This is a genomic window from Chromobacterium violaceum ATCC 12472 (genome assembly GCF_000007705.1).
In the GTDB taxonomy this organism is placed as follows: domain Bacteria; phylum Pseudomonadota; class Gammaproteobacteria; order Burkholderiales; family Chromobacteriaceae; genus Chromobacterium; species Chromobacterium violaceum.
On the sequence record NC_005085.1, the window covers coordinates 4,172,749 to 4,193,286 of the forward strand.

Genomic DNA, 20,538 nt, shown 5'->3' on the forward strand with positions numbered 1-20,538 from the left:
GGAGGCGCTCAGCCTCCGCCTGGAAAAACGATGCGGTCAGCGCGCGGCGGCCAGTTCGACGCGCGCCTGGCTTCGCGCCTTGCGCGCAGCCGCGTCGGCGTCCACTCCAGGCTTCAACGCATGAATGGCCTGGCCTAATGAATCGCCGGACATCATCTTGCCTTTGAGTTCGCTAAAGGAAATCCCGAGATTGCTGCAGACATGGACCGCGGCCACAAAACTCCCCAGATTGCGAAAACCGGCGGCGGCTTGCTGCAGATCGGTGCCTGGCGGCAATTTCGCGGCCAAGCCGGCGGACAGCCTGGAATCCTTGGCCAGCTTATCCGAGACGCTCTTGCCCGCATCCGCCGCCCTCATTCCCGCATGGGCAGCGCCGTTTCCCTCGCCCTGCCCATGGCCGCCTCCGTGCCCGCCTGACGCAGACCACGCTGCCGATCCCGCCAACACGAACGCCGCGCACAATAAGCAACTGATCGATCTCATCGCTCACTCCTCCATCCCGTGCCGGATTGGGTGAAGTGATTGGATATGGCGAAATGTAAAAAATTCCTTACCAAACAATATCTTAACAAATACTCATCTCATTATTCCATGCCTCGTCAGCGATACCATTCCACCACGCCGCGATGACCGGAACAGGTGCCGCGATGGTGGGTGCTGAAGCTGTAGCTGCCGTCTCGGCAACGAGCGGTGGCATTGGCTGGCCGGCTCTTGGCATGAACGGGCTTGTGCACCCGTATGCCGTCGCGATTGACATAACTGTCTTCCGTCACCAGATTGCTGGCCCCCGCCACCCGCTTGGCCATGGCCGGCTGCCAGGACAATGCCAATACCGCCGCCAGCATGGCGACTCTTGCTGCTGCCAACATTCGCGCTCCTCGATATCCGATGCCGCAAACGCGGCCGTATGAATTTATCAAACAATCCAGAATATGATAATCCATGGAAAATCAGATAGAAACGCGCTCCTGTCTGCAGCAGCCATGCCACGATCAGGGAGATAGAGCGGGCTTTTACAAGCCAGACATGCTTTTTTACCTTTATTCGCGGCGTAAAATCGCAGAAAATGGGGTTTTACTCCTCTCGAAAGATTCATCGCCATGACCAAAGCCGAACTGATTGCCCTCCTCTCCGACAAGTCCGGCCTGACCAAGGCTGACGTGCTGCGCGTCCTCGGCGCCTTCGACGAAGTGCTGCTGGACACCCTGGCCGACAACGGCGAGATCAGCATCGTGGCCGGCAAGTTCAAGGTGAAGGAAACTGCCGCCCGCACCGGCCGCAATCCGAAAACCGGCGAAACCATCCAGATCGCCGCCAAGCGCAAGGTCTCCTTCGTGGCCAGCAAGCAGCTGAAAGACCGCATCGCCTGATGCGCGCATGAGCCGAACATGAAAAAGGGCCGCGATTCCGCGGCCCTTTTGCTTGGATGTCCTGACGTCAGTTCTGCTGCCAGATCAACCTGGCGATAGCGGAAGAGTCGAGTTCGCCGTCCCCCTGCTCAACCAGCTGGTCTATCAATCGCATCGTCCGCTCCGCCGCCGGCAGGCTGATGCCCTGTTCCCGCGCGGTATCGATCACGATATGCATGTCCTTGGCGTGCAATTTGGCCTTGAAACCCGGCGCGTAATTGTCGTCTATCATCCGCTGGCCATGCACATCTAGCACCCGGCTCTGCGCGAAGCCGCCCATCAGCGCGGCGCGCACCGGGGCGGGATCCACGTCGCAGGCCTTTGCCAGCTTGACGATCTCGGCGACAGCGGCCACGCCGACCGCCACCGCGATCTGGTTGCAAGCCTTGGCCACTTGGCCGGCGCCGCTGGCGCCGATGTGGGTAATGGTCTGCCCCATCGCCTGTAATGCCGGCCTAGCCTTCTCCAGCGCCTCCTCCCGGCCCCCGGCCATGATGGTCAGCGTGCCGTTGATGGCGCCCACCTCGCCGCCGGATACCGGGCAGTCCAGGAAATCCACGCCCTTTTCCGCCAGCGCGGCGGCGATCCGGCGCGCGCCGTTCGGCGAGATGGTGCTCATGTCGACGCAAACCAGTCCCGGTTTCGCGCCATGGATCGCGCCCTGCTCGCCCAGCAGCACCGCCTCGACGTCGGCGGTGTCCGACACATTGGTCACCAGCACGTCCACCTGACCGGCCAGTTCCGCCGGGCTGTCCGCCCAGGCTGCGCCGGCCTCCAGCAAAGAAGCCGCGCTCTCGCGCCGCCGCGCCCATACGCTGACGGGCAAGCCCGCTTTCAATAGATTGAGGACGCAGGGACGCCCCATGATGCCCAGACCGATATAGCCGATGCGCATTCCGCTCTCCGATAGAAAAACAGCGATCGGGTGAGGATAGGGGATTGCGGTCGAGCGCGCCAGAGGCGCTCAGGGGTTGCCGGCGGCCTCCCGGCGGCCGGCCGTCCAGTCTTCGAACGCGGTGTCCTGGGCGCCCGCCTGGCGCTCGAGGTAATAGATGAAGGCCAGGATCTCGGCGACGGCGCGGTACAGCTCCGGCGGAATATGCTTGTCCAGATCCACCTGCATCAGCAACGACACCAGTTCCGGGGAATCGTGGACGAACACGCCGGCATCCTGCGCGCAATCGATGATGCGCTGGGCCATCTGGCCATAGCCCTTGGCCACCACCCGGGGAGAACGCTGCCCTTCCTTGTAGGACAGCGCCACCGCGGAGCGGCGTTTCTCGTCATTCTGCGCTTCATTCATGCTGCTTCACCACCAGGCTGGACAGATTCAGGCCGGCGGCGGCCATGCCGCTCTGCAAGCGGGACGCGTGGCGCTGTATCATCTGTCCGGTTTCCCCCTCGTCGGCGCTGAACATCACCTGCACCGACTGCCCCACCATCCGCAACCTGACGCCCATGCCGCCCAAGGCCGGCAGCTCCAGCGACAGGCTGGTATTCCACACCGGGATGTCCTCGTCGGCGCTGCCCTGCCTCTCGTTCTCGGCCTTTTCCTGCTCGATCTGCAGCTGCATCGGCTGGCCGGGCCAGGCGAAACCCTGAAACTGGATGGCCTTGTTCTCCAAGCCATCCAGCTGGCGCTGCACCAGGCCGCCCAGCTCCTGCAGCTGCGGCCTGACTTGATTGCTGTTTTTTTGATCGTCCTCCAGCGCATGCAGGGTCACGCTCAGCTTGGCCTGCGGCTCCTGCTTCAGCTGTTCCAGCGGATGCTGCCCGTTGCTGAAATCCTTCAGGTGCGATTCGTAGAACAATCCGCTCTGCTTGACATCCTGCTGCAGCTGCTTCGCTACCTGGGCTGGCGGCTGCTGGGCGACATCGAGTTGCAAAGGCTTGCTGGAGGCTGCGGTCTGGGCCTCGCCGAAATTGAGCAGCGAGGTCAGATAGCGCGACGCCTGGCTGAGCTTGACCGCGACCGAACCGTCCTGAGGCGCCGCGGCCTCCTTGCCGCTGTCCAGCAAGGCGAAAGTCAGGGACGGCTGCAACGACACCACCCGCAGGTTGAGCGTGTCGCCCGAGGGATTGGCTCCCTGCGGCAGACTGAGCGTGAACAGCGCGTTCTTGATCAGCACCGCCAGCTGGTTGTTGCCCAGTTGATCCGCCACCTTGGCGGTCAGCAGTTCGCCCACCATCAAGGACGGCAGCTTCGACGGCTGGCTGAGCGCCTCCAGCAGCCGCGCGCCGTCTATCGAGGTTCTGAGCTGATTGGGCGTCTGCGCCGTTCCCTGGCTGGTGACGGGCAGATTGGTGGGCAACGATGGAATCATGAAGTCGGACTGTTACGGTAAAGAGAGACGATCAACTCCGCCTCGCTGCGGGAAATGCCGCAACGCGACGCCACCTCGGAAGCGGTCAGCCCCTGGCGGATCATTTCTATCGCCTGGTTGTAGGGACTCAGCCCGTGCTCGCCCTGATTGCGGTTTTCCAATCTCGATTGCAAACGCGACACATCCCGCTGCAAGGCGCTGATCTGCTGCTGCAGCTGGTCGAGATACAGCGAGGTGACGCTGTCGCGCTTGCTCTCCAGCCGCCGCAGGCGGCTGTACAGATAAACGACCGCCACGGCCAGCACAAGCCAGAATACGAGCATCAGATAAGGGAAGAAGGCGCCGGACATGGAGATTTCCCCTCGGGTGAGATCCGCACTGACTTAAGTGTATGGCGAAATACCGCGCAACCCAAGCCAAAACCCGGGGCGGGCATCCCTCCTGGATTCACCCCTTGTATTGGCGGTTAAGCTTGGAACTCTTGCTCAGCGTGCGCAGCTCATCCTTTACCTGGCCGGCCCAATTGGCCAGCTGCCGCTGGGTTTCCTCACGCACGATGAGTACCCTGTGCAAGGCCTCGCGCTGCTCGTCGCTCAGTTGGTCGCGCCCCTCCTGCTCCAAGGTTTTCAGCAACTGCTGCACATGGGCTTCGCTGCGGCCATACAGCGAGGAGAAGCGCGGACGGTCCCGCAGATTCGCCGCTTCCAGCAGCTCTCTGGTCAGAGGCTCAAGTTGCTCAATCAGTTCGGCCAATGCCGAACGCGCGGTTTGCGACGTCATCCCGTCCTAGGCCCCCGCTTGAGGCTCTACGCCCGCGGCTTGCGCCGCGCCGGCCCGGTTGACCTGCTGCCAGGCAGGCAGCAAGGTTTCCAGCAATGAACGAACCTCGGCCAGGATCTCCTTGTCGTTCTTCAAGCTGGCCTTGGCCAAGCGCAGTTTCATGTACAGGTATAAATCGTTCAGATTCACGGCGGCTTCCGAGCCCTGCTCCAGATCCAAAGCGATTCTCAGCCCCTCCAGAATATCCACCGCCTTGGTGATCATCCTGGCCTTTTCATCGAAACGGCTGTTGTCGATGGCGGTATCCGCGGCCTGCAGGGCCTTGATGGCCCCCTCGTAAAGCATCACGACGATGCCGACCGGACTCGCGCCATAAATCGCGGTCTTCAAGGCATCGTTGGCGTATGCCTGGTTGAACTGCTTGAGCATTCGTGAATTCAGCATGGCCCACCATCATTTCTAGAACTGAAACCGGACAGCGCCATGCCATCCGGTCCGCCACTTTACTTGCTGGAAATCAGATTGAACAGACTGGACGAGCCGGACTGCATCTCGGCCAGGGTCTTGTTCAATGCCGTGTACTGCCTGATCAGCTGCGCCTGCTTGGTGTCCAGGCGCGACTGCAGGGAACTTTGCAGCTGGGTTTCCGTGCTCACCTTGGTGCGTATCGTGGCCTTGCTGGTCTCGATCACGCCCTTGGGATCCAGCATGCCGTTGATCTCGAGGTTGAAGCGCTGGGCAAAACCGGTATTCGAGGCGTTGCCGAACAGATTGACCACGGCCTGCTTGTCCTTCTTCATCGCGTCGTTGAAGGCGGTCTGGTCCAGCTTCAGCGTGCCGTCCTTCTGCAGAGAGATGCCGGCCTGCGATAGATAAGCGATGGAATTCACCGGATCGACGCCGGCCACCGGGGTGGCCAGGACCTGCTGCAGCTTGCCCTGGATGTCCAGGATAGACGCGTTGCCCTTCAGGGCGCCGCTGCGCGCGGCCTTGACGTCGCCTATCACCTGGTTGTACGCGTCGACGAAAGACTGCAGATTCTTGGCCACGCCGGCGCTGTCCGGCGACAGCGACACCGTGAAGCTGCCCGCCTTGTAGAGATCTATCTCCACGCCGGCCACCGCGCTGGTCACCTTGTTGCTGCCGGCGCTGATGGCGACGCCGTTGACGGTCAGGCTGGCATTGCTGGCATCCCGCGACTCCGTTCCCGCGGTGGGGCTCTGCGACAGGCCCGCCAGCGTGGAGCCGCTGGTGCCGCCCGAGTCGCTGCTATTGCTTCCGGCGACGATCTTGAATTGATTGTCGAGACCGGATTCCACCGAGCCCAACACCAGCTTGTACTGCGAGCCGTTCTGGACCACGGAAGCGTTGATGCCGATGCCGGCCGCATTGATCTTGTCGTTGATGGTCTGCAGCGAAACCACGTCGTCCGGCTTGCTGCGCAGCGTCACCGTCTGGGTCTTGCCATTGACTTGAAAGGAGATCGAGTCCGGCGCGCCGCTGATGGCCGCCTTGGGATCGGTGATCGTGCTGGTGCCGACCTGATCGAACACCAGCTGGCGGCTGGTGGCCAGATTCTTCACATCGATCTGGTAAGTGCCGGAGCTGCCGCCGCTGGTGGTGGACACGGCGCCCATCGACGCGTCGCTGACCGTGGCCTTGAACACCTGCAGGAAACGGCCGGAGGAAAGCCCTGTCAACGCGGTTTGAAGCGCGGACAGCGAAGAACTGAGCTTGCCTACGGTGCTGAGCTGGGTGTTGTATTGGTCGGCGCGTTGCTGGCTTTCGTTGAGCGGCCTGCGCTCTATCGCCATCAACTGACTGACTATGCCTTGTACATCCAATGCACCCACGGAACTGGTAATGGCTGCCATGTCATCCCCATGTTTAGCCGCATCGGGACAAAGAGGTCAGGCCTTGTCCTTCAGCAAAAGTCCCTTGAAGTCGCCGATCGCCTTGGCGATGCGCAACGCTTCTTCGGACGGAATTTGACGAATAACCTTGTTGTTTTCCTTGTCGACCACCTTCACCACGGTGGCGCCGGTGTCCTTGTCGACCGAAAACAGCAAGGAGCTGTTGTACAACGAAGCCGTGTTGTTCAACTGCTTGACCGAGTCTTCCAACTGCTTGGTCAGCGACTGCTGCTTCTGCTCCGAATCCGCAGCCGCCTGTTGCTGCTGGTTCTGCCCAACCGCGGCAACAGCCTGTGTCGTTTCCGCCAGCACCTGCTGGTTTTGGTCGCTGGTCGGAGCCTGCGCCAGCTCTACCAGCTGCTGACGCTGTACTGGAGCGGATGTCGTCGGAACGGAAGGCGATAAGATGGAAGGGATTTGCATGATCACGCTCCTCGTGACCGCAGCTCCGGCTGCCCAACCGGAGCTGCGACTGGCTATACCATCAGTGTACTACTGTTATTGCAGCAGCGTCAGCGCTGCCTGGGGCAGAGTATTCGCTTGTTTCAGGATAGACGCGCCAGCCTGTTGCAGAATCTGGTTCTTAGTCAGGTTAGCCGTTTCCGAGGCAAAGTCTACATCCAAAATCCGGCTATTGGCGGCAGTCAGGTTTTGCACGTAGTTTTGCAGGTTGGCCACCACGGCGTCGAACCGGTTCTGCACCGCACCCCAAGTCGAACGCACGTTCGAGATTTGGGAGATGTCCTGATCCAAGGCGGACAGAATCGCGGAAGCGCTACCCTGCGACAACACGCTGATGGTGCCGGTGGCGGTCAAGGACGAGTTGTAGCTGCACAGCACGCCGGCGGACGTCATGTCCTGCGAGGAAATCGAAACCTGGTTGCTGCTGGCGCCGGACGAACCCACCTGGAAAGTCAGTACCGCGCTACCGGACAACAGCGAAGTGCCGTTGAACTGGGTGGTCTGCACGATACGCGAGATTTCCTGGGTCAGCTGGTCCACTTCGTTCTGCAGCTGCGAGCGGTTGGTGTTGCTGACCGAGCCGTTGGACGCCTGCACCGCGATTTCGCGGATACGCTGCAGGTTGTTGGCGATCTGCCCCAGCGCGCCTTCCGCCGTCTGCCCGACGGAAATGCCGTCGTTGGCGTTGTTGACGGCCTGGTTGTTACCGCGGATGGCCGAGGTCAGGGTCTGCGAAATCGCCAGACCGGCCGCGTCGTCCTTAGCGGTGTTGATACGCAGGCCGGAAGACAGACGTTGCAGCGACTTGGTCAGCGACATCTGCGAATTGTTCAGGTTCAGCTGCGCTTGCAGCGAGGATACGTTGGTATTGACGGTAATAGCCATGGTGACTCTCCTGGTGCTTTAGGTGGGCAAAACAGCTTGCTTACACAACTTATCGACCAAGGCGATCCGAACTTTATGCCCCGGATGTGAATTTTTGCATCAATACTGCAAATCCCTTTGCCAATCCCCAATCCGCCGCAGGCTGCCAGGCAGACTGCGGCGCCATCGATTGCGCTTACTGCAGCAGCGTCAGCGCGGCCTGCGGCAAAGAGTTGGCCTGCTTCAGGATGGAAGAGCCGGCCTGCTGCAGAATCTGGTTCTTGGTCAGGTTCGCGGTTTCAGAGGCGAAGTCCACATCCAGGATACGGCTATTGGCAGCGGTCAGGTTCTGCACATAGTTCTGCAGGTTGGCCACCACCGCGTCGAAGCGGTTCTGCACCGAGCCCCAGGTGGAACGCACGTTCGAGATCGCGGCGATATCGTGATCCAGGCTCGACAGCACCGCGGAAGCGCTGCCCTGGCTCAGCACGCTGATGGTGCCGGTATTGGTCAAGGACGAGTTGTAGCTGCACAGGACGCCGGCGGAAGTCATGTCCACCGAGGAAACCGAAACCTGGTTGCTGCTGGCGCCGGAGGAACCGACCTGGAAAGTCAGCACCGCGCTGCCGGACAACAGCGAGGTGCCGTTGAACTGGGTGGTCTGCACGATACGCGAGATTTCCTGGGTCAGCTGATCCACTTCGTTCTGCAGCTGCGAGCGGTTGGTGTTGCTGACCGAGCCGTTGGACGCCTGCACCGCGATTTCGCGGATACGCTGCAGGTTGTTGGCGATCTGCCCCAGCGCGCCTTCCGCCGTCTGCCCGACGGAAATGCCGTCGTTGGCGTTGTTGACGGCCTGGTTGTTGCCGCGGATGGCCGAGGTCAGGGTCTGCGAAATCGCCAGACCGGCCGCGTCGTCCTTGGCGCTGTTGATGCGCAGGCCGGAAGACAGCCGCTGCAGCGACCTGGACAGCGCCATCTGGGAGCCATTCAGGTTCAGCTGAGCCTGCAGCGAACTGGTATTGGTATTGACGGTAATTGCCATTTTGTTCCTCTTAATCAGCCCAGCGGGCTCACCAAAATAATTGCCTGTTGCCGATCAGATCGGCCATGGCGGGGAAACTTTGATGAAAATGGCAAAACTGCCAACTAATCGAACCATCCTCCCTTGAATAAAAAAAAAACCCCGGAACCTGTCCGGGGGCGGAGCCGCATCCCGCTCAACCGTGCAGGACCCGGAACCATTCCTCGTAATGCTCCTCCAGCCAGTAGTCGCGATCGAACCAGGCCTTCAGCGCATCGCCTTCTTTCGCCAGCGCGTCCAGATCATGCACCCGCGCGCGTATCGCCTCGATCCAGGCCTCCGCCCGGTTGGGCACGCGGCATACCGGCGCGTTATTGGTCTGGTACGGGTAGATGTCGGTGCACACCACCGGCCAACCCAGCACGCCGTACTCCAGCAGACGCAGATTGCTCTTGGCCTCGTTGAAAGGATTGATCTCCAGCGGCGCCACCGCCAGATCCAGATTCAGCGTCGCCACCTTGGCCGCGTAATCGGCAAAAGGCACGCCGTGATGCATCTCGGCGACGAAGGGTCGGAATTGCGGCAAGCACATGCCCATGAACACCCAGTCGACTTCCTTGTGAGTGGCCTTCAACACCTCATAGATCAGCTCCAGGTCGCCGCGGTGCTGGCTGGCGCCCACCCAGCCGACGCGCGGCTTCGCGCCGACGCGCCGCTGCGACTTCAAATCGCCCCAGATCGTCTTGCGCAGCCGGTTGGGCGCGACGGTCACCTCGCCAACCATGTTCTGGATGAAGTCGGCCAAAGGCTGGGTCGACACCACGGCGGCGTCGCACAGCTTCAACACCCGGCGCAGCCGCTGCTTGGCATCCGGATAATGGCGGCTCCAGTGATCGTACAGGCTGCTCTTCTCCGGCACCCCGCCGACCAGATCGTCCAGGCCGAAGACGATGCGCAGGTCCGGAATGAACTTGCGGTAGGCATCCATGGTTTCATAGATGTAGTCGCTGATGCCGGTATGCAGCAGAATGGTGTTCGGCGCCTGCCGCGCCAGTTCCACCACGGTCGGGATGCCCTCGTCAGGCTGGTGGATTTCGCCATCCAGCTTGCCCTTCTCCTGCAATACCGACAGCGGCTGGCTGAGACGGTATTCGCCGCTGCCGCCGGGCACCGGGATGCCGAGCACCCGCTTGCGGCTGGAGAAGCCCGGATCCCAGGCCACCGAGCGCTGCCACTCGGTTGTCGTCCGCTTGGTGCGCAGCGTCAGATTGCGGTTGTAGCAAGGGTCGCGCTGCAGCACCGGCAGCCAGCGCGCCAGCATCACCTCCATCTCATCCCGCTCTCGCACCGCGGCCTTCAGCGCCGGACGCGGGTCGGTGGTCACCCGGCCTATGCTCTGGCCATGGCTGTGGTACAGCACGACGAAAGGATTGTAGACATTGCGCAGGCCGGCGGCCTGCACCTTGAGGCAGAAATCGACATCGTTGAAGCACACTTGCAGCGACTCTTCGTCGAAGCCGCCGACCAGATCGTATATCTGCTTTTCCACCAGCAGGCAGGCGGCGGTGACCGCCGAGTAGTTCTGCATGGTCAGGCTGCGGTTCATATAGCCCGGATACAGGTAGTCCATACCCTCGAAAATATGGTCCGCCACCGAGTACATGCCGCCCGGCATGCCCAGCACGATGCCGGCGTGCTGCACCAGGCCGACCTCCGGATACAGCAGGCGCGCGCCGACGGCCCCCACGCCTGGCTGCTGCGCAGTAGCGAGCATGCGTTCCAGCCACTGCGGGAATATCACTTCGGTATCGTTGTTCAGCAGCAGCAGGTATTCGCCGCGCGCCTCGCGCGCGCCCAGATTGCACTGCGCGGAGAAATTGAAGGGCGCGTCGTAGCTGAGGATGCGGATGCGGTCCGGATGCTGGGCCTTCATCTCCTGGTAGAACTCGAAGGTTTCGGGATCCTCGGAGCCGTTGTCTACGATCAGCACCTCGAAGTTCTGGTAGCCGGTGATGCGGAACAGGCTTTGCAGGCAGGGCGTCAGGCACTCCAGCTTGTCCTTGCTGGGAATGATCACCGACACCAGCGGCGCGCCGGCCAACAGGTATTGATAGTGGAAGGTGCCCGGCACCAAGCCGTCGCTGACCTGCACCGGCATGCCGCAACGCTGGGCATGGCCCTCCAGCGCCACCAGCCGCGACGCATGGCCCAAGGTGTCGTACTTGGGGTCCACCCAAGGCAGGGAGACCAGCACGGTATCGATGTGTCCCACCCTGTCGATCCCGAACTGTTCCGCAATCCTCAGCAAGGCGTCATAGCAATGCGCTCTCGGGAAAGGCTGGAAACCGCCGATCTTGGCGATCGCCTCGGTCTGGAAGGTCACCGCGTGGCCGATGTAGTCCATCGAACGCAGGTATTCCGGCGCGAAATCCGGCAGCATCGACGGGCGGAAGCGCTTGCCCATCGGAGAGACGATATCGTGGTCGGAATAAATCGCGGCCTGCTCGGGATGGACGTGGGCATGCTCGCCGAAACGCGCCAGCGCGTGCGGCTGCAGGCGCGCGCCGGCCGGCAGCAGCATCACCCAGTCGGACGGCAGATCGGCGACCACGCCGTTGATCGCCTCCGTCACTTTCTGCTCGTCATCCAGCGAATCCAGCTGCAGCCAGCCCAGCTGCTGGCTCTGGCTGAAGATGGGATCGGGTTGTTGCGCGTCCGAAATGACGATCAGCCGCCAGTGCCGATACAGCACTTTCTCCATCGCGGCGAAGGTTTCCGACAGCCTGGTCAGCTTATCCGACGGCGCGAGCACCATCAGGGTGAACACCGGTATCTTGCGCCACACGGTCATCATCCGCTCGGCCAACTGCTCGGCATGGATTTCGCGGATCTCGTGCCGTCTCACCCATTTGCGGTAGCTCCTCACCGTATCGACGTCGTTTTCGGTGAGATTGCGGGTTTGTATCTTGCCCAATGCGCCAAGCGGCTGCGAGCGCAGATGCGCCGGCAGCAACTCGGCGTACTTGGCCCACAGAGCCGCGACATGATCCTCGAGCAGGCGATGCTCCAGCACATGCTTGCGCGCGGCCGCCGCCTGGCGGGTCCGCAACTCGGGATCGTCGATCAGCTTGCTGATGGCTTCGATCCAGGCCTGTTCGGTATTGGCCGCCACCATGGCGAGGCCGCTGTCCTTCAGGCCGGCATAGGAAGGGACGTCCGACACCACGGAGGCGGCGCCGACGATGGAATACTCCATCCACTTCAAATCCGACTTGGATTGATTGAACTCGCTGTCGGTCAGCGGCGCGATGCCGATATCGATGTTCAGCTTGGCCAGCTCGGTCAGATATTCGTTGTAGCCGACGAACTCCTGGACCTTGCGCACATCCTTGATGCCGACGAAGCTTTCCGGCACCTGGCCCCAGAACACGAACTTCACCTGGCCGGCGTACTCGTTGTAAATCCGTTGCAGGACGTTGGACAGCAGCGCCAGGTCCTTTTCGTGGGTGGAGGTGCCGGCAAAGCCGATGGTGATTTCGCCGTCGCGCGGCAGCGGCTCCACCAGGCGCTCCTTGGCTAGGTAGTTGGGAAATAGCAGCACCTTGTCGGTGTAAGCCTTGACCTTCTCCACCAGCGTCGGCGTCGACACCGTCACCAGCGAACACTTGGGCAACAGCCACTTGATGCCTTCGAAAGCCGGGCTGCAGATATCGTACATGATGTGCTGTTCCGGCATGTCCAGCAGCCAGTCGTCAGCCTCGTAGACTATGGGCTTGCCGGACTCGACGATCTCCCGCAATACCGGCATGAACTCTTCGAAAGGAAACACCCGCTGGACGATGAACATGTCCATGGCCTCGACGAACGCGCTATCGCTGTCGAACGGGAAAGAGCCTTCATAATTGAAGTCCGCCTGATTGCGGAACTCGTATACGTCCAGCATCGGAGCCAGCAGGCCAAGCGGATCTCCCAATCTCAACTTGAAGCAGGCGGCTTCCTGCAGATCTCGAGTCAACACGCCGACGCGCGGCTTACGGGGTTGTTGTTCCACGTTATTTTCCTGTGATTTCATGGCTGCGGCTCGCTAGGACATCGATGAATCCGGTCCCCTCAAACAGCATAACAGATCGCGGCGGGGCCTAGCCCCGGGAAAGCGGCCCGGTCCTCTGCCGGCATCCTAGCGGCCCATTCGGCGGACCGCAAAGTAAAAACGGGGCAAAACCCGCGGATTGCCCGCCGGTTCGCCCCATCGCGTCAAGCAAGACGGCTCAGGCGGAAGCCGCGATGATCCGGGAATCGTCGGTTTCCGTCATGGCCGGGGGATGCAGGATGTCGGCCAGCAGGCCGTAATCCGCATCCGACCAATCGTCCGGATTGATGCCCTCCAGGCCGAATATCCATGCCCAGCGTCCCCAGAACGGCGTCTTGATCGACTCCAGGTAGCTGGCGTAGTGCTGGTCGGCCAGCTCCGCCTGGCCCAGGCCGCGGTAGCATTGCGCCAGATAATAATGGGCGAAGGCGTGATCGCTCTTCAGCCGCAGCACGTTCTTCAGGCCGCGCTCCGCCCAGGCGTAATTGCCGCAGCGAAGATCGTAGTTATGCACGAAGTTCAGATCCAGGTTCATGAAGTACTGGTATTCCTGGATGAACTCGGCGCTGAAATCCTCGGTATTGATGACGGCGGTCCGGTAATCGGATCCCAGATCGTTGATCTTGATATAGCCCTTCGCCTTGGAGATTTCGTGGATCTCGCTGCCGACGATGGGGCTGGCGCAGGCGATGTTGAACCAGTTGGAGGCGATCTCGCGCAGGTTGCGCCGCGCGTCCTCCAGGTCTGCCTTGGTTTCGCCGGGCATGCCGATCAGGATGTTGGTATTGGTGTAGATGCCCAGTTCGCGGCAGTCCTTGGCCACCCTTTCCGAGATCTTCATCTTCAGGGGCTTGCGCATCTGCTTCTTCAGCACCTTCTCGCTGCCGCTCTCCACCGGCAGCACCAGGTGGCGGACCCCGGCGTCCCAGAACGCCTCCAGCATCGGCCGGTCCAGCGCGTACAGCGTCAGGCCGTTCTGGTACACCGAATGCAGCTTCAGCGACTTCACGATGTCCAGGATCTTGTAGACCCGGTCCGAGTCGGCCATCAGGTGGTCGTCCTGGAAAATGACCGTCGCCGCGTTGTACTTCTCCACCAGCCGGGTGAAGTCCTCGCGCACCCTTTCCAGCGAGTGGTAGCGCATCGAGCGTCCGTGCGTGCGGTGCGAGGCGCAGAAGGTGCACAGGAAGGGGCAGCCGCGCGAGGTCATCACGTGGAAGCCGCGGGTCTTGTCCAGGTTGTGGTAGGACGCCACCACCTGATTGATTTCGTGCTTGTCGATGTCGCACAGGTCGTAATCGAAGAACGGGATTTCATCCAGATCGTCGATGAAGTCATGCTTGGGGGCGAACAGCTCCTCGCCCATCACCTTGCCGCGGGTGATCCAGGTGTCCGAACTGGCCAGGAAGGCGCGCGGATCGTCCGACTCCAGCAGGTGCAGCATGGGCTTCTCGCCCTCGCCGAAGCACAGGCCGTCGAAGAAGGTGCAGCCCATGTCGCGGTAGATCTGCTCGTAGCTGTTGGTCGGGATGTTGCCGCCGCCGACCACGATGCTGTCCGGCCAGACCTCCTTCGCCACCCTGCCGCAATCCATGAAGTTGGGAAAGGATGGGCTGAACAGCGAGGAAATGCCGACAAAATCCGGCTGAAAATCGCGGATCTGCTGGAAGAAATGCCGGCACAGCGCCTCGAAGCAATCGAAGGGCACCGCGTCCAGCGCGTTCACTTCCGCGTTGAAATCGATCAGCTTGACGTCCAGCGACAAGAATTTCTTCAAGTACGCCGAGATCGACAACGGCCCCAAGGGCAAATCGGTGCGGGGAATGTTGTAAACCTTCCCATCGCCCTTGGCCAACTGCACATTGTAGTACTCGGGCTTGGTGAACGAGTCCCAGGAAATGTGCATGGGCACGACAAACAGCAGCTTCTTCATCCCACCCTCCCCGATCAACGGCCTGCCCCGCACGCTTGCGTCAAGCCAGCCATTCATCTGTGCTACCAACCATTCTCGATGACAGCGGTCCCGGTCTCATGCCTCTTCCGGCCGCCCGCGCAACAATATCACCTCGTCAACCGCTCCGCGGCCAGGCGGAGCGATATCGGATGACCCGCTATAAGGCTTTATCGGCTGATTGCCTGCTGCCATAAGGGCAGATGCCGTTTCAAACCGCAATTCTCCCGCACCCAGGCGCGCAAGCCATCCCCAGCCTGCGCCGCGGCGGCCGCGTCGCGAGCCAGCTCCCGCAGCGCCTCTCCCCAGCTTGACACATCGTTCTCCACCCTCGCCACCGGCGCCGGGCTTAGGCCCAGTTCGCCGACAGCGCTGCAGATGACTGGAACGCCAAGCGCGCCGAACTCGAACATCCGCAAGGGGCTGCCCGTCTCGTTGGCCAGCGTGGCGGCCTTGGGCATCACCGCCATGTCCAGACTCAGGCTGGCCAGCCTGGTCGGATAGTCGTCGCTGGACAGATCGAAGGCATGGTATTCGGCGAGGCAAGGCTTGAGCACCTCGGGACAGTCGCCAAGCACGATCCAGTCCAGCTCAGCCGCGGTCGCCAATATGATGCCGCTCAGCATCAGCAGGTCGGGGGCCTCGGCTGCCGAGCCTACCCAGCCGACCCTGGGCTTCTTGCCGACCCGGCGCAAGGACTGCAGTTCGAACCAGCGCGCCTCCTCCAAACCGTCCGGCACCAGGCGCACATCGTCAGCGAAGGCGAGCGCCATCCGGTAAAGAGACTCGGTGGGAACGATGACCCTGTCCGCCATGCCCGCCATCGCCTGCAACAGCGAATGGCCGTAGCGGTGGGTGGTTCCCGCGCCGAAATCCAGCTTGTCCAGCATCAGCACCGCCAGCACATCCGGCCTGCGCTGCCTATACCCCCGCAGCCAGGCCAGGGAGGCGGAATCGAAACGCGCCGACATCAGCAGCGCGTCGGGCGCCATCCGCTCGATTTCCCCGGCGCTAGGCAAGCGCTGGCCCGCGGGGATCTGCGTCAACTGGCACTGGCAGTCCTCCTGCAGAATCCTGAATGGCGATGCCATGCGCGCCTCGGTGGCCTTGCTCTCTGCCGGCAGCGCCAGCACCCTGGTCCGCTCATGGAAGCTGGCATCCCACTGCGCCGAATAAACGTCCTCTATCTGGAAGGCCTTGTCGGCCGCCAGGCTCAAATGGCGGTTATGGGCGGGGTCCTGCCCCAGCCAGCCGTTCCAGCGCAAAGACAGGGCATCGGCATCGCAGGTTTCCGGGGGCTCGGACACATCCAGCGCGCCATGCCGGCGCGCGGATACGAACGGCGTCCATACCGGCAATCTGCCCGCGGCCCGGATTCTGAGTCCCAAGTCGACCGCAGTGTCCAGCAAGGTCGGCAAAGAGGCGTCCATGCCGCCGATTTGCTGGTAAAACGCTTTAGCCATCAGCAGGCATTCCAGACGCAGCGCGCCCGGATTATGCTCGACCGCCTGTCGGTTCAGATGACCGGCCTCCGATGCCCCGGCATCGCAGAACAAGGCCGCCGCGCCTTCGCCGGCGCCGATCAGCAGCGGGCCGCGCCAGAGAGCCTCGCCATCCGGCCGCAGCAGCCGCGGCGCGGCGGCGCCGACTTCCGGGCGGGCGGCAAGACCCAGCAGTGCCTGCAGGCCATCCGGCTGCGCGAGCTCGACCCGGCTATCGATGAACAGCAGGAAATCGCCGCTCGCGGCCTCAGCGCCCAGCTGGAAACGCGCCGCCAGCCCCAGCCCGGGGTCGCAGCGCAGCAGCTTGGCCGCGTCGCCAGGCTCGCCGTCAGCCGCGATGGCGAGGATCTCGCACGCGCAGCCCCCCAGGCTGGCTTGCAAGGCATCGATGCAGGGGGACAGGTGGAAACCGTCGCCAGCGTCGGCGACGATGATGGAAAGTCTGGCCTGCTCCGGCGCCGGATAGCGGATTCTGCGCGTGCCGGCCGCAGGTCCCGCCTCGATGTCCGCGCCGCCGCCGTTGCGGGCCAGATGGGCGTCCAAGGCGGCACGCTGGCCCGAGCCGTCCGCCGTCCCGCGGGACGGCGCATGCAGCAGCATGTCGGGGATGTGGCCTATCACCATCGCGCCGTAGCGGTCATGGATGCGCAACAGGGCATCGTAGCTGTCGGCGTCCGGCGCCTCGGCGAAAGCGCCGATCTCCTGCAGAGCCTCGGCGCGGAACCAGGCGCCGTCGCCGACATAGTCGCTCCCCCGCAACAAGTCCAGATTGAAATCCGGCTTGAAGGCCGGCTGGCTGCGTTTGCCGTTCCGCGAAATGATGTCGCTGTCGCTGTAAATCGCCTGCCAGGCAGGATTCAAGGCGGCATAATCGCCAAGCGCGATCAGGGCATGCGGCTCCAGCTCCGCCCCCGGCGGCAAAATGCCCATCCAATCGCAAGGCAATGCCCCCAGCACGGCCGCATAGGCCTGGGTCAGTTGCGCGGGGTCGCGGGCATTGTCTATGCGCAGCCAGCCCAGTATTTCGGAGTTCTGGAACACCGCGCTGGGCTCGTCGAAATCGGCGACCAGAATCAGCTGCCATTGCTTGTACAACTGCTGGGATAGGGAATTGATCGATCTGATCGCATCCGGCAAACCATCCATCGTCAAAGGCATCAGGATGATGAAACGCGGCTGTCCGCTCCAGCTGCGGATCATCCTCTCTGCATGAAGCTGCGCCGATGCCGGCGTCAAGGCATGACGACGCATCCAGGCATCGTAGCTGGCCTCCTCCTGGCTGACCGGCGCCGCCTGCGGCTGGAAGGAGGGCAGCACCACTTCGTTGCCGGCGCCTTGCGGCAGCAGTTGGGAACGATCGATGAAGTGCTCGAGCTGTCCCAGCAGCTCAAGCTGGTACTGGTGATACACCTGCTGGTATTCCACCGTCTTGGCATGCGCGGCGGCAATGCCTTCCGGCGTGTCGTCGAATGTCGCGCCCGGCAAGGCCAGGCCCAGCGCCACCCCTGCGCGCTCCTCCGGCTTCTTGGAATACACGGTTTCCTTGATCACCACCGGGCAGCCGCACAGCAGCGCCTCGGAGATGATCGCGGAGTTGGCGAAGGTGTACACCACCCTGCCCTGCCTCAGCAGCGCCGCCAACTCCTCATGGCTTTGCGGCCAGTCATAGGTGATGACGGTGGAGTCCTTGAACAGCTCGGGAAAATCCTGCTCCGCGGTCTTGTAACGCCCGGGGTAAACCAGCGTCAGGTGGCGTTCATCATCATGCGGATTGTCGTCGTTATTGAAGATGCCGGTATCGATGGACGGGATGAAGATGTAGGACGGATCGGCATACTTGGCGAAGTCCACGTAGTCCTGATGCCAGAACACCAGCATGTCCGATTCCGGATAATCCTTGGGTCCTCCGAGCAAACCCGGGTGGTTGAGGATGTAGCGCACCACCGAGGTCGCGTTGAGCGGATTGCCATGCAGCACTTCGGGATAGACAACGATGGGCGAACGCTTGGTCGCCTTGTGGCGGTCGACGATGTCCTGGGTCAGGTAGGGCGTCCTGAGCTTGGGATCGGTCTCCGGAGTGAAGACATACGCCTCCTCCCCCAGCTTGTTCAGGTAATGGCACAACAGGTGCATGGCGCGCACGCCGTTGGAGACCCGGGTAAATCCTGGCGCGCAGATGTAATAAGGCCGGTGCTTCTCGTTGTAGAATTTTTTTTCGATCTGCATGTTCGCTTGCTTTCGTGTATCCCTTGCTCCAGCCTGCCGCCTCGGCCCGCCCGGAACAAGAACGCCAACCGGCCAAGCCGGCTAGCAGACAATATCATGCCTGTTGAAACGCGTCGGCCGAAAACCGGATGGCATCGTCCAGCGAAGTCCAGGGCTCCAGGCCCAGCCTCTCCCGCGCCCTGCCGATGTCGGGCAGGTACAGGTTGCGGACCGGGTTGCCGACGCTGGCGTCGGAGCGGCCCAGGATGCGCACCTCCACGCCCGGATTCAGCCGGTCCCGGACCCGGTTCGCCAGCGCCGCGATGTCGATGGCCTCATCCGATCCGACGTTGAAGACCTCGGCCGCCCCCTCGCGTTGCAGCAGCGTCATCAGCCAGACCACCAAGTCGCCCATGTACAGATAGGAACGGACCGGAGAGCCATCTCCATTGATGATGATAGGCTCTCCTTGCAGCGCGCACTGGATGAAATTGCCGATCGCATAATGGATGTCCAGCGGCATGAAAGGCCCGACGAAGGCGAAACAGCGGGCGGCGCTCAGATGCCAGCCATATTGCCGGGCATAAGCGGCGCACAGGAACTCCGCCGCGCGCTTGGCCTGCCCCAAGGCCGTCATCGGGTCCATGGTGTCCGGCGCGCAGACGTCGTCCTCCCGCAACGGCAGGCCGCGCGGCGACGGACCGTAGGCCGCGCCGGAGCTGGTGAACAGGAAATGCCGGACACCGGCCTCCGCCGCGAAATCCAGCACGCGCCGGGTACCGCTCACTAGGGTGTCGAACTTGCCCAGCGGACTTTCGCCGTTGAAGGTTTCATGCGCCGACGTGGTGGCCGCGTGGAGGACATGGGTGAAGCGCTCGCGGGGAAAGTCGAAGTCGCGGACGTCGCCGATGTGGAAGCGGATGGCGGGATTGGACGCCAGGTGCGGCGCGCGGCGCGCGAAGGCGCCCGGATCGCGGCTGAGCGCCAGCACGCGGATATCCGTTCCCAGCCGGGCGTTGGCGTGGGCGATGGCCTCCAGCAGCCAGCGGCCGAACCAGCCGGTGCCGCCGCTGATGAACAGCGAGGCGCCGCGCAGGCTCTCCCACACCTCGGGCTTGCGCGCGAGGATGGCGTCCAGATCGTCGTTCAGCGCGCGGCGCGGCTCCGCGGCGCGGCGGTCTGCGGGCATGCGGCCGACCTACCCGGCCAGGACGACCAGGCCGCTGGCCCAGTATTCGGCCGCCATGCCCTGATGGACGCGGCGATTGAAGGTGAGATCGTAGCCGTAGGCTTCGAAATGATAGCCGATGCCCTCCTTCTCGCCATCGAGTCCGGCCAGCCACAGCAGCGGCGGATAGCCGTCCTTGCGCAGCAGCAGGTCGGGGGAGCCGATGAAGGCGGCGGCGGTATCGTAACCGCCGGCCAGCAGGAAAGGCTCGGGCAGGCTAGCCATCTGCTCGATCGCCGCCGGAATCGAATACTCCAGCAGGCAGGGAAAGTAGACGCCCACCACCGGACCGCTCGCCATCGCGTCGATCAGGCGCTGGTGGCGAGATCCCTCCGCCGGCGTCAGCTTGCCGGCGAGGCCGGCCTTGTGATGGTTGGAGAAACTGTATTCCGGCAGCGCTTGGGCATAGGCCCGCTCCACGGCCGGCAGATAACGGCTCTCCAGCGCCTCGCCGATGTCGCCGTGGCTGGCCGCCGGCAGCAGGAAGGGCGCGTGCGGGCCGTTCAGGATGCCGCGGGTGGCTTCGTCGTCCGCCAGGCGGGCCAGCACGTCGCGCGCGCGGCGCTCGAACTCGGCCGCATCCACGCCGGCGTCGCCGAGCTGGCCGACGATGCGTTGGTGGATGGCGGCGTAGTCCAGCGCCGGCTGGGTCGGCAGGAAATAGCGCCGGGTCTGGCGATGGCAGGCGGCTTGGGTGGCCTCGTGCGGCAGGCAGCGGCCGTGGGCGTCGAAGCGCTGCGCGGTTTGAATCATGTCTGGTGCGTTCATCGGGTAAAGCCTTTACCG

Annotated in this window: 18 protein-coding genes; 1 reads left to right on the forward strand and 17 read right to left on the reverse strand. The window is 62.7% G+C overall.

Annotation, left to right across the window (positions count from 1 at the left end):
- Nucleotides 1-36 precede the first annotated feature (36 nt).
- The gene (locus CV_RS19140) at nucleotides 37-483 is read right to left on the reverse strand and encodes a hypothetical protein (RefSeq protein WP_011137414.1); all 447 of its coding nucleotides are present in this window, start codon (nucleotides 481-483) and stop codon (nucleotides 37-39) included.
- Between the two features lie 116 nt (nucleotides 484-599).
- Nucleotides 600-869 carry a DUF3761 domain-containing protein gene (locus CV_RS19145; RefSeq protein ID WP_011137415.1) on the reverse strand — a complete coding sequence of 90 codons (270 nt, stop codon included), beginning with the start codon at nucleotides 867-869 and terminating at the stop codon, nucleotides 600-602.
- Between the two features lie 231 nt (nucleotides 870-1,100).
- Here CV_RS19145 and CV_RS19150 point away from each other — a divergent pair, with 231 nt between their 5' ends.
- On the forward strand, nucleotides 1,101-1,370 hold the full coding sequence (locus CV_RS19150; protein WP_011137416.1) for an HU family DNA-binding protein: 270 nt from the start codon (nucleotides 1,101-1,103) through the stop codon (nucleotides 1,368-1,370).
- A 67-nt stretch (nucleotides 1,371-1,437) separates the two neighbouring features.
- Here the strand turns inward: CV_RS19150 and CV_RS19155 are convergent, their stop codons facing one another.
- The 15 genes from CV_RS19155 to CV_RS19225 all read right to left on the reverse strand — a co-directional run bounded on the left by CV_RS19155 (nucleotide 1,438) and on the right by CV_RS19225 (nucleotide 20,520).
- The gene (locus tag CV_RS19155; RefSeq protein ID WP_011137417.1) at nucleotides 1,438-2,304 is read right to left on the reverse strand and encodes an NAD(P)-dependent oxidoreductase; all 867 of its coding nucleotides are present in this window, start codon (nucleotides 2,302-2,304) and stop codon (nucleotides 1,438-1,440) included.
- 69 nt (nucleotides 2,305-2,373) lie between these two features.
- Nucleotides 2,374-2,712, reverse strand: coding sequence for an EscU/YscU/HrcU family type III secretion system export apparatus switch protein (locus CV_RS19160; RefSeq protein WP_011137418.1), 339 nt, complete (start codon nucleotides 2,710-2,712; stop codon nucleotides 2,374-2,376).
- Nucleotides 2,705-3,733 carry a flagellar hook-length control protein FliK gene (locus CV_RS19165; RefSeq protein ID WP_011137419.1) on the reverse strand — a complete coding sequence of 343 codons (1,029 nt, stop codon included), beginning with the start codon at nucleotides 3,731-3,733 and terminating at the stop codon, nucleotides 2,705-2,707. Before CV_RS19165 ends, CV_RS19160 begins: the two co-directional genes overlap by 8 nt.
- On the reverse strand, nucleotides 3,730-4,083 hold the full coding sequence (locus tag CV_RS19170) for a DUF2802 domain-containing protein (RefSeq protein ID WP_011137420.1): 354 nt from the start codon (nucleotides 4,081-4,083) through the stop codon (nucleotides 3,730-3,732). Before CV_RS19170 ends, CV_RS19165 begins: the two co-directional genes overlap by 4 nt.
- Before the next feature lie 97 nt (nucleotides 4,084-4,180).
- The gene (locus CV_RS19175; RefSeq protein WP_011137421.1) at nucleotides 4,181-4,513 is read right to left on the reverse strand and encodes a flagellar protein FliT; all 333 of its coding nucleotides are present in this window, start codon (nucleotides 4,511-4,513) and stop codon (nucleotides 4,181-4,183) included.
- 6 nt (nucleotides 4,514-4,519) lie between these two features.
- The gene (gene fliS / locus CV_RS19180; RefSeq protein WP_011137422.1) at nucleotides 4,520-4,957 is read right to left on the reverse strand and encodes a flagellar export chaperone FliS; all 438 of its coding nucleotides are present in this window, start codon (nucleotides 4,955-4,957) and stop codon (nucleotides 4,520-4,522) included.
- A 59-nt stretch (nucleotides 4,958-5,016) separates the two neighbouring features.
- Complete coding sequence (gene fliD / locus CV_RS19185; protein ID WP_011137423.1) at nucleotides 5,017-6,387, reverse strand: flagellar filament capping protein FliD; 1,371 nt, start codon at nucleotides 6,385-6,387, stop codon at nucleotides 5,017-5,019.
- Nucleotides 6,388-6,423: 36 nt separating this feature from the next.
- The gene (locus CV_RS19190) at nucleotides 6,424-6,849 is read right to left on the reverse strand and encodes a flagellar protein FlaG (RefSeq protein WP_011137424.1); all 426 of its coding nucleotides are present in this window, start codon (nucleotides 6,847-6,849) and stop codon (nucleotides 6,424-6,426) included.
- Nucleotides 6,850-6,924: 75 nt separating this feature from the next.
- On the reverse strand, nucleotides 6,925-7,773 hold the full coding sequence (locus CV_RS19195; RefSeq protein WP_011137425.1) for a flagellin: 849 nt from the start codon (nucleotides 7,771-7,773) through the stop codon (nucleotides 6,925-6,927).
- A gap of 175 nt (nucleotides 7,774-7,948) precedes the next feature.
- Entirely contained in the window at nucleotides 7,949-8,797 is an 849-nt protein-coding gene (locus CV_RS19200; RefSeq protein WP_011137426.1) for a flagellin, read from the reverse strand.
- 175 nt (nucleotides 8,798-8,972) lie between these two features.
- Nucleotides 8,973-12,827, reverse strand: coding sequence for a glycosyltransferase (locus CV_RS19205; RefSeq protein WP_158303331.1), 3,855 nt, complete (start codon nucleotides 12,825-12,827; stop codon nucleotides 8,973-8,975).
- 217 nt (nucleotides 12,828-13,044) lie between these two features.
- Entirely contained in the window at nucleotides 13,045-14,799 is a 1,755-nt protein-coding gene (locus tag CV_RS19210; RefSeq protein ID WP_158303332.1) for a B12-binding domain-containing radical SAM protein, read from the reverse strand.
- Nucleotides 14,800-14,987: 188 nt separating this feature from the next.
- The gene (locus CV_RS19215) at nucleotides 14,988-18,545 is read right to left on the reverse strand and encodes a hypothetical protein (RefSeq protein ID WP_043596746.1); all 3,558 of its coding nucleotides are present in this window, start codon (nucleotides 18,543-18,545) and stop codon (nucleotides 14,988-14,990) included.
- A gap of 94 nt (nucleotides 18,546-18,639) precedes the next feature.
- The gene (locus tag CV_RS19220) at nucleotides 18,640-19,713 is read right to left on the reverse strand and encodes an NAD-dependent epimerase/dehydratase family protein (protein WP_052278872.1); all 1,074 of its coding nucleotides are present in this window, start codon (nucleotides 19,711-19,713) and stop codon (nucleotides 18,640-18,642) included.
- 9 nt (nucleotides 19,714-19,722) lie between these two features.
- A complete protein-coding gene (locus CV_RS19225; protein WP_011137432.1) occupies nucleotides 19,723-20,520 on the reverse strand; it encodes a hypothetical protein in 798 nt (265 codons plus the stop codon).
- Nucleotides 20,521-20,538 lie beyond the last annotated feature (18 nt).

What these genes read in the sequence shown, in the direction of transcription:
- CV_RS19140 (WP_011137414.1), bottom strand. Translation starts at nt 483, where the DNA reads ATGAGATCGATCAGTTGCTTATTGTGCGCGGCGTTCGTGTTGGCGGGA.
- CV_RS19145 (WP_011137415.1), bottom strand. Translation starts at nt 869, where the DNA reads ATGTTGGCAGCAGCAAGAGTCGCCATGCTGGCGGCGGTATTGGCATTG.
- CV_RS19150 (WP_011137416.1), top strand. Translation starts at nt 1,101, where the DNA reads ATGACCAAAGCCGAACTGATTGCCCTCCTCTCCGACAAGTCCGGCCTG.
- CV_RS19155 (WP_011137417.1), bottom strand. Translation starts at nt 2,304, where the DNA reads ATGCGCATCGGCTATATCGGTCTGGGCATCATGGGGCGTCCCTGCGTC.
- CV_RS19160 (WP_011137418.1), bottom strand. Translation starts at nt 2,712, where the DNA reads ATGAATGAAGCGCAGAATGACGAGAAACGCCGCTCCGCGGTGGCGCTG.
- CV_RS19165 (WP_011137419.1), bottom strand. Translation starts at nt 3,733, where the DNA reads ATGATTCCATCGTTGCCCACCAATCTGCCCGTCACCAGCCAGGGAACG.
- CV_RS19170 (WP_011137420.1), bottom strand. Translation starts at nt 4,083, where the DNA reads ATGTCCGGCGCCTTCTTCCCTTATCTGATGCTCGTATTCTGGCTTGTG.
- CV_RS19175 (WP_011137421.1), bottom strand. Translation starts at nt 4,513, where the DNA reads ATGACGTCGCAAACCGCGCGTTCGGCATTGGCCGAACTGATTGAGCAA.
- fliS (WP_011137422.1), bottom strand. Translation starts at nt 4,957, where the DNA reads ATGCTGAATTCACGAATGCTCAAGCAGTTCAACCAGGCATACGCCAAC.
- fliD (WP_011137423.1), bottom strand. Translation starts at nt 6,387, where the DNA reads ATGGCAGCCATTACCAGTTCCGTGGGTGCATTGGATGTACAAGGCATA.
- CV_RS19190 (WP_011137424.1), bottom strand. Translation starts at nt 6,849, where the DNA reads ATGCAAATCCCTTCCATCTTATCGCCTTCCGTTCCGACGACATCCGCT.
- CV_RS19195 (WP_011137425.1), bottom strand. Translation starts at nt 7,773, where the DNA reads ATGGCTATTACCGTCAATACCAACGTATCCTCGCTGCAAGCGCAGCTG.
- CV_RS19200 (WP_011137426.1), bottom strand. Translation starts at nt 8,797, where the DNA reads ATGGCAATTACCGTCAATACCAATACCAGTTCGCTGCAGGCTCAGCTG.
- CV_RS19210 (WP_158303332.1), bottom strand. Translation starts at nt 14,799, where the DNA reads ATGAAGAAGCTGCTGTTTGTCGTGCCCATGCACATTTCCTGGGACTCG.
- CV_RS19215 (WP_043596746.1), bottom strand. Translation starts at nt 18,545, where the DNA reads ATGCAGATCGAAAAAAAATTCTACAACGAGAAGCACCGGCCTTATTAC.
- CV_RS19220 (WP_052278872.1), bottom strand. Translation starts at nt 19,713, where the DNA reads ATGCCCGCAGACCGCCGCGCCGCGGAGCCGCGCCGCGCGCTGAACGAC.
- CV_RS19225 (WP_011137432.1), bottom strand. Translation starts at nt 20,520, where the DNA reads ATGAACGCACCAGACATGATTCAAACCGCGCAGCGCTTCGACGCCCAC.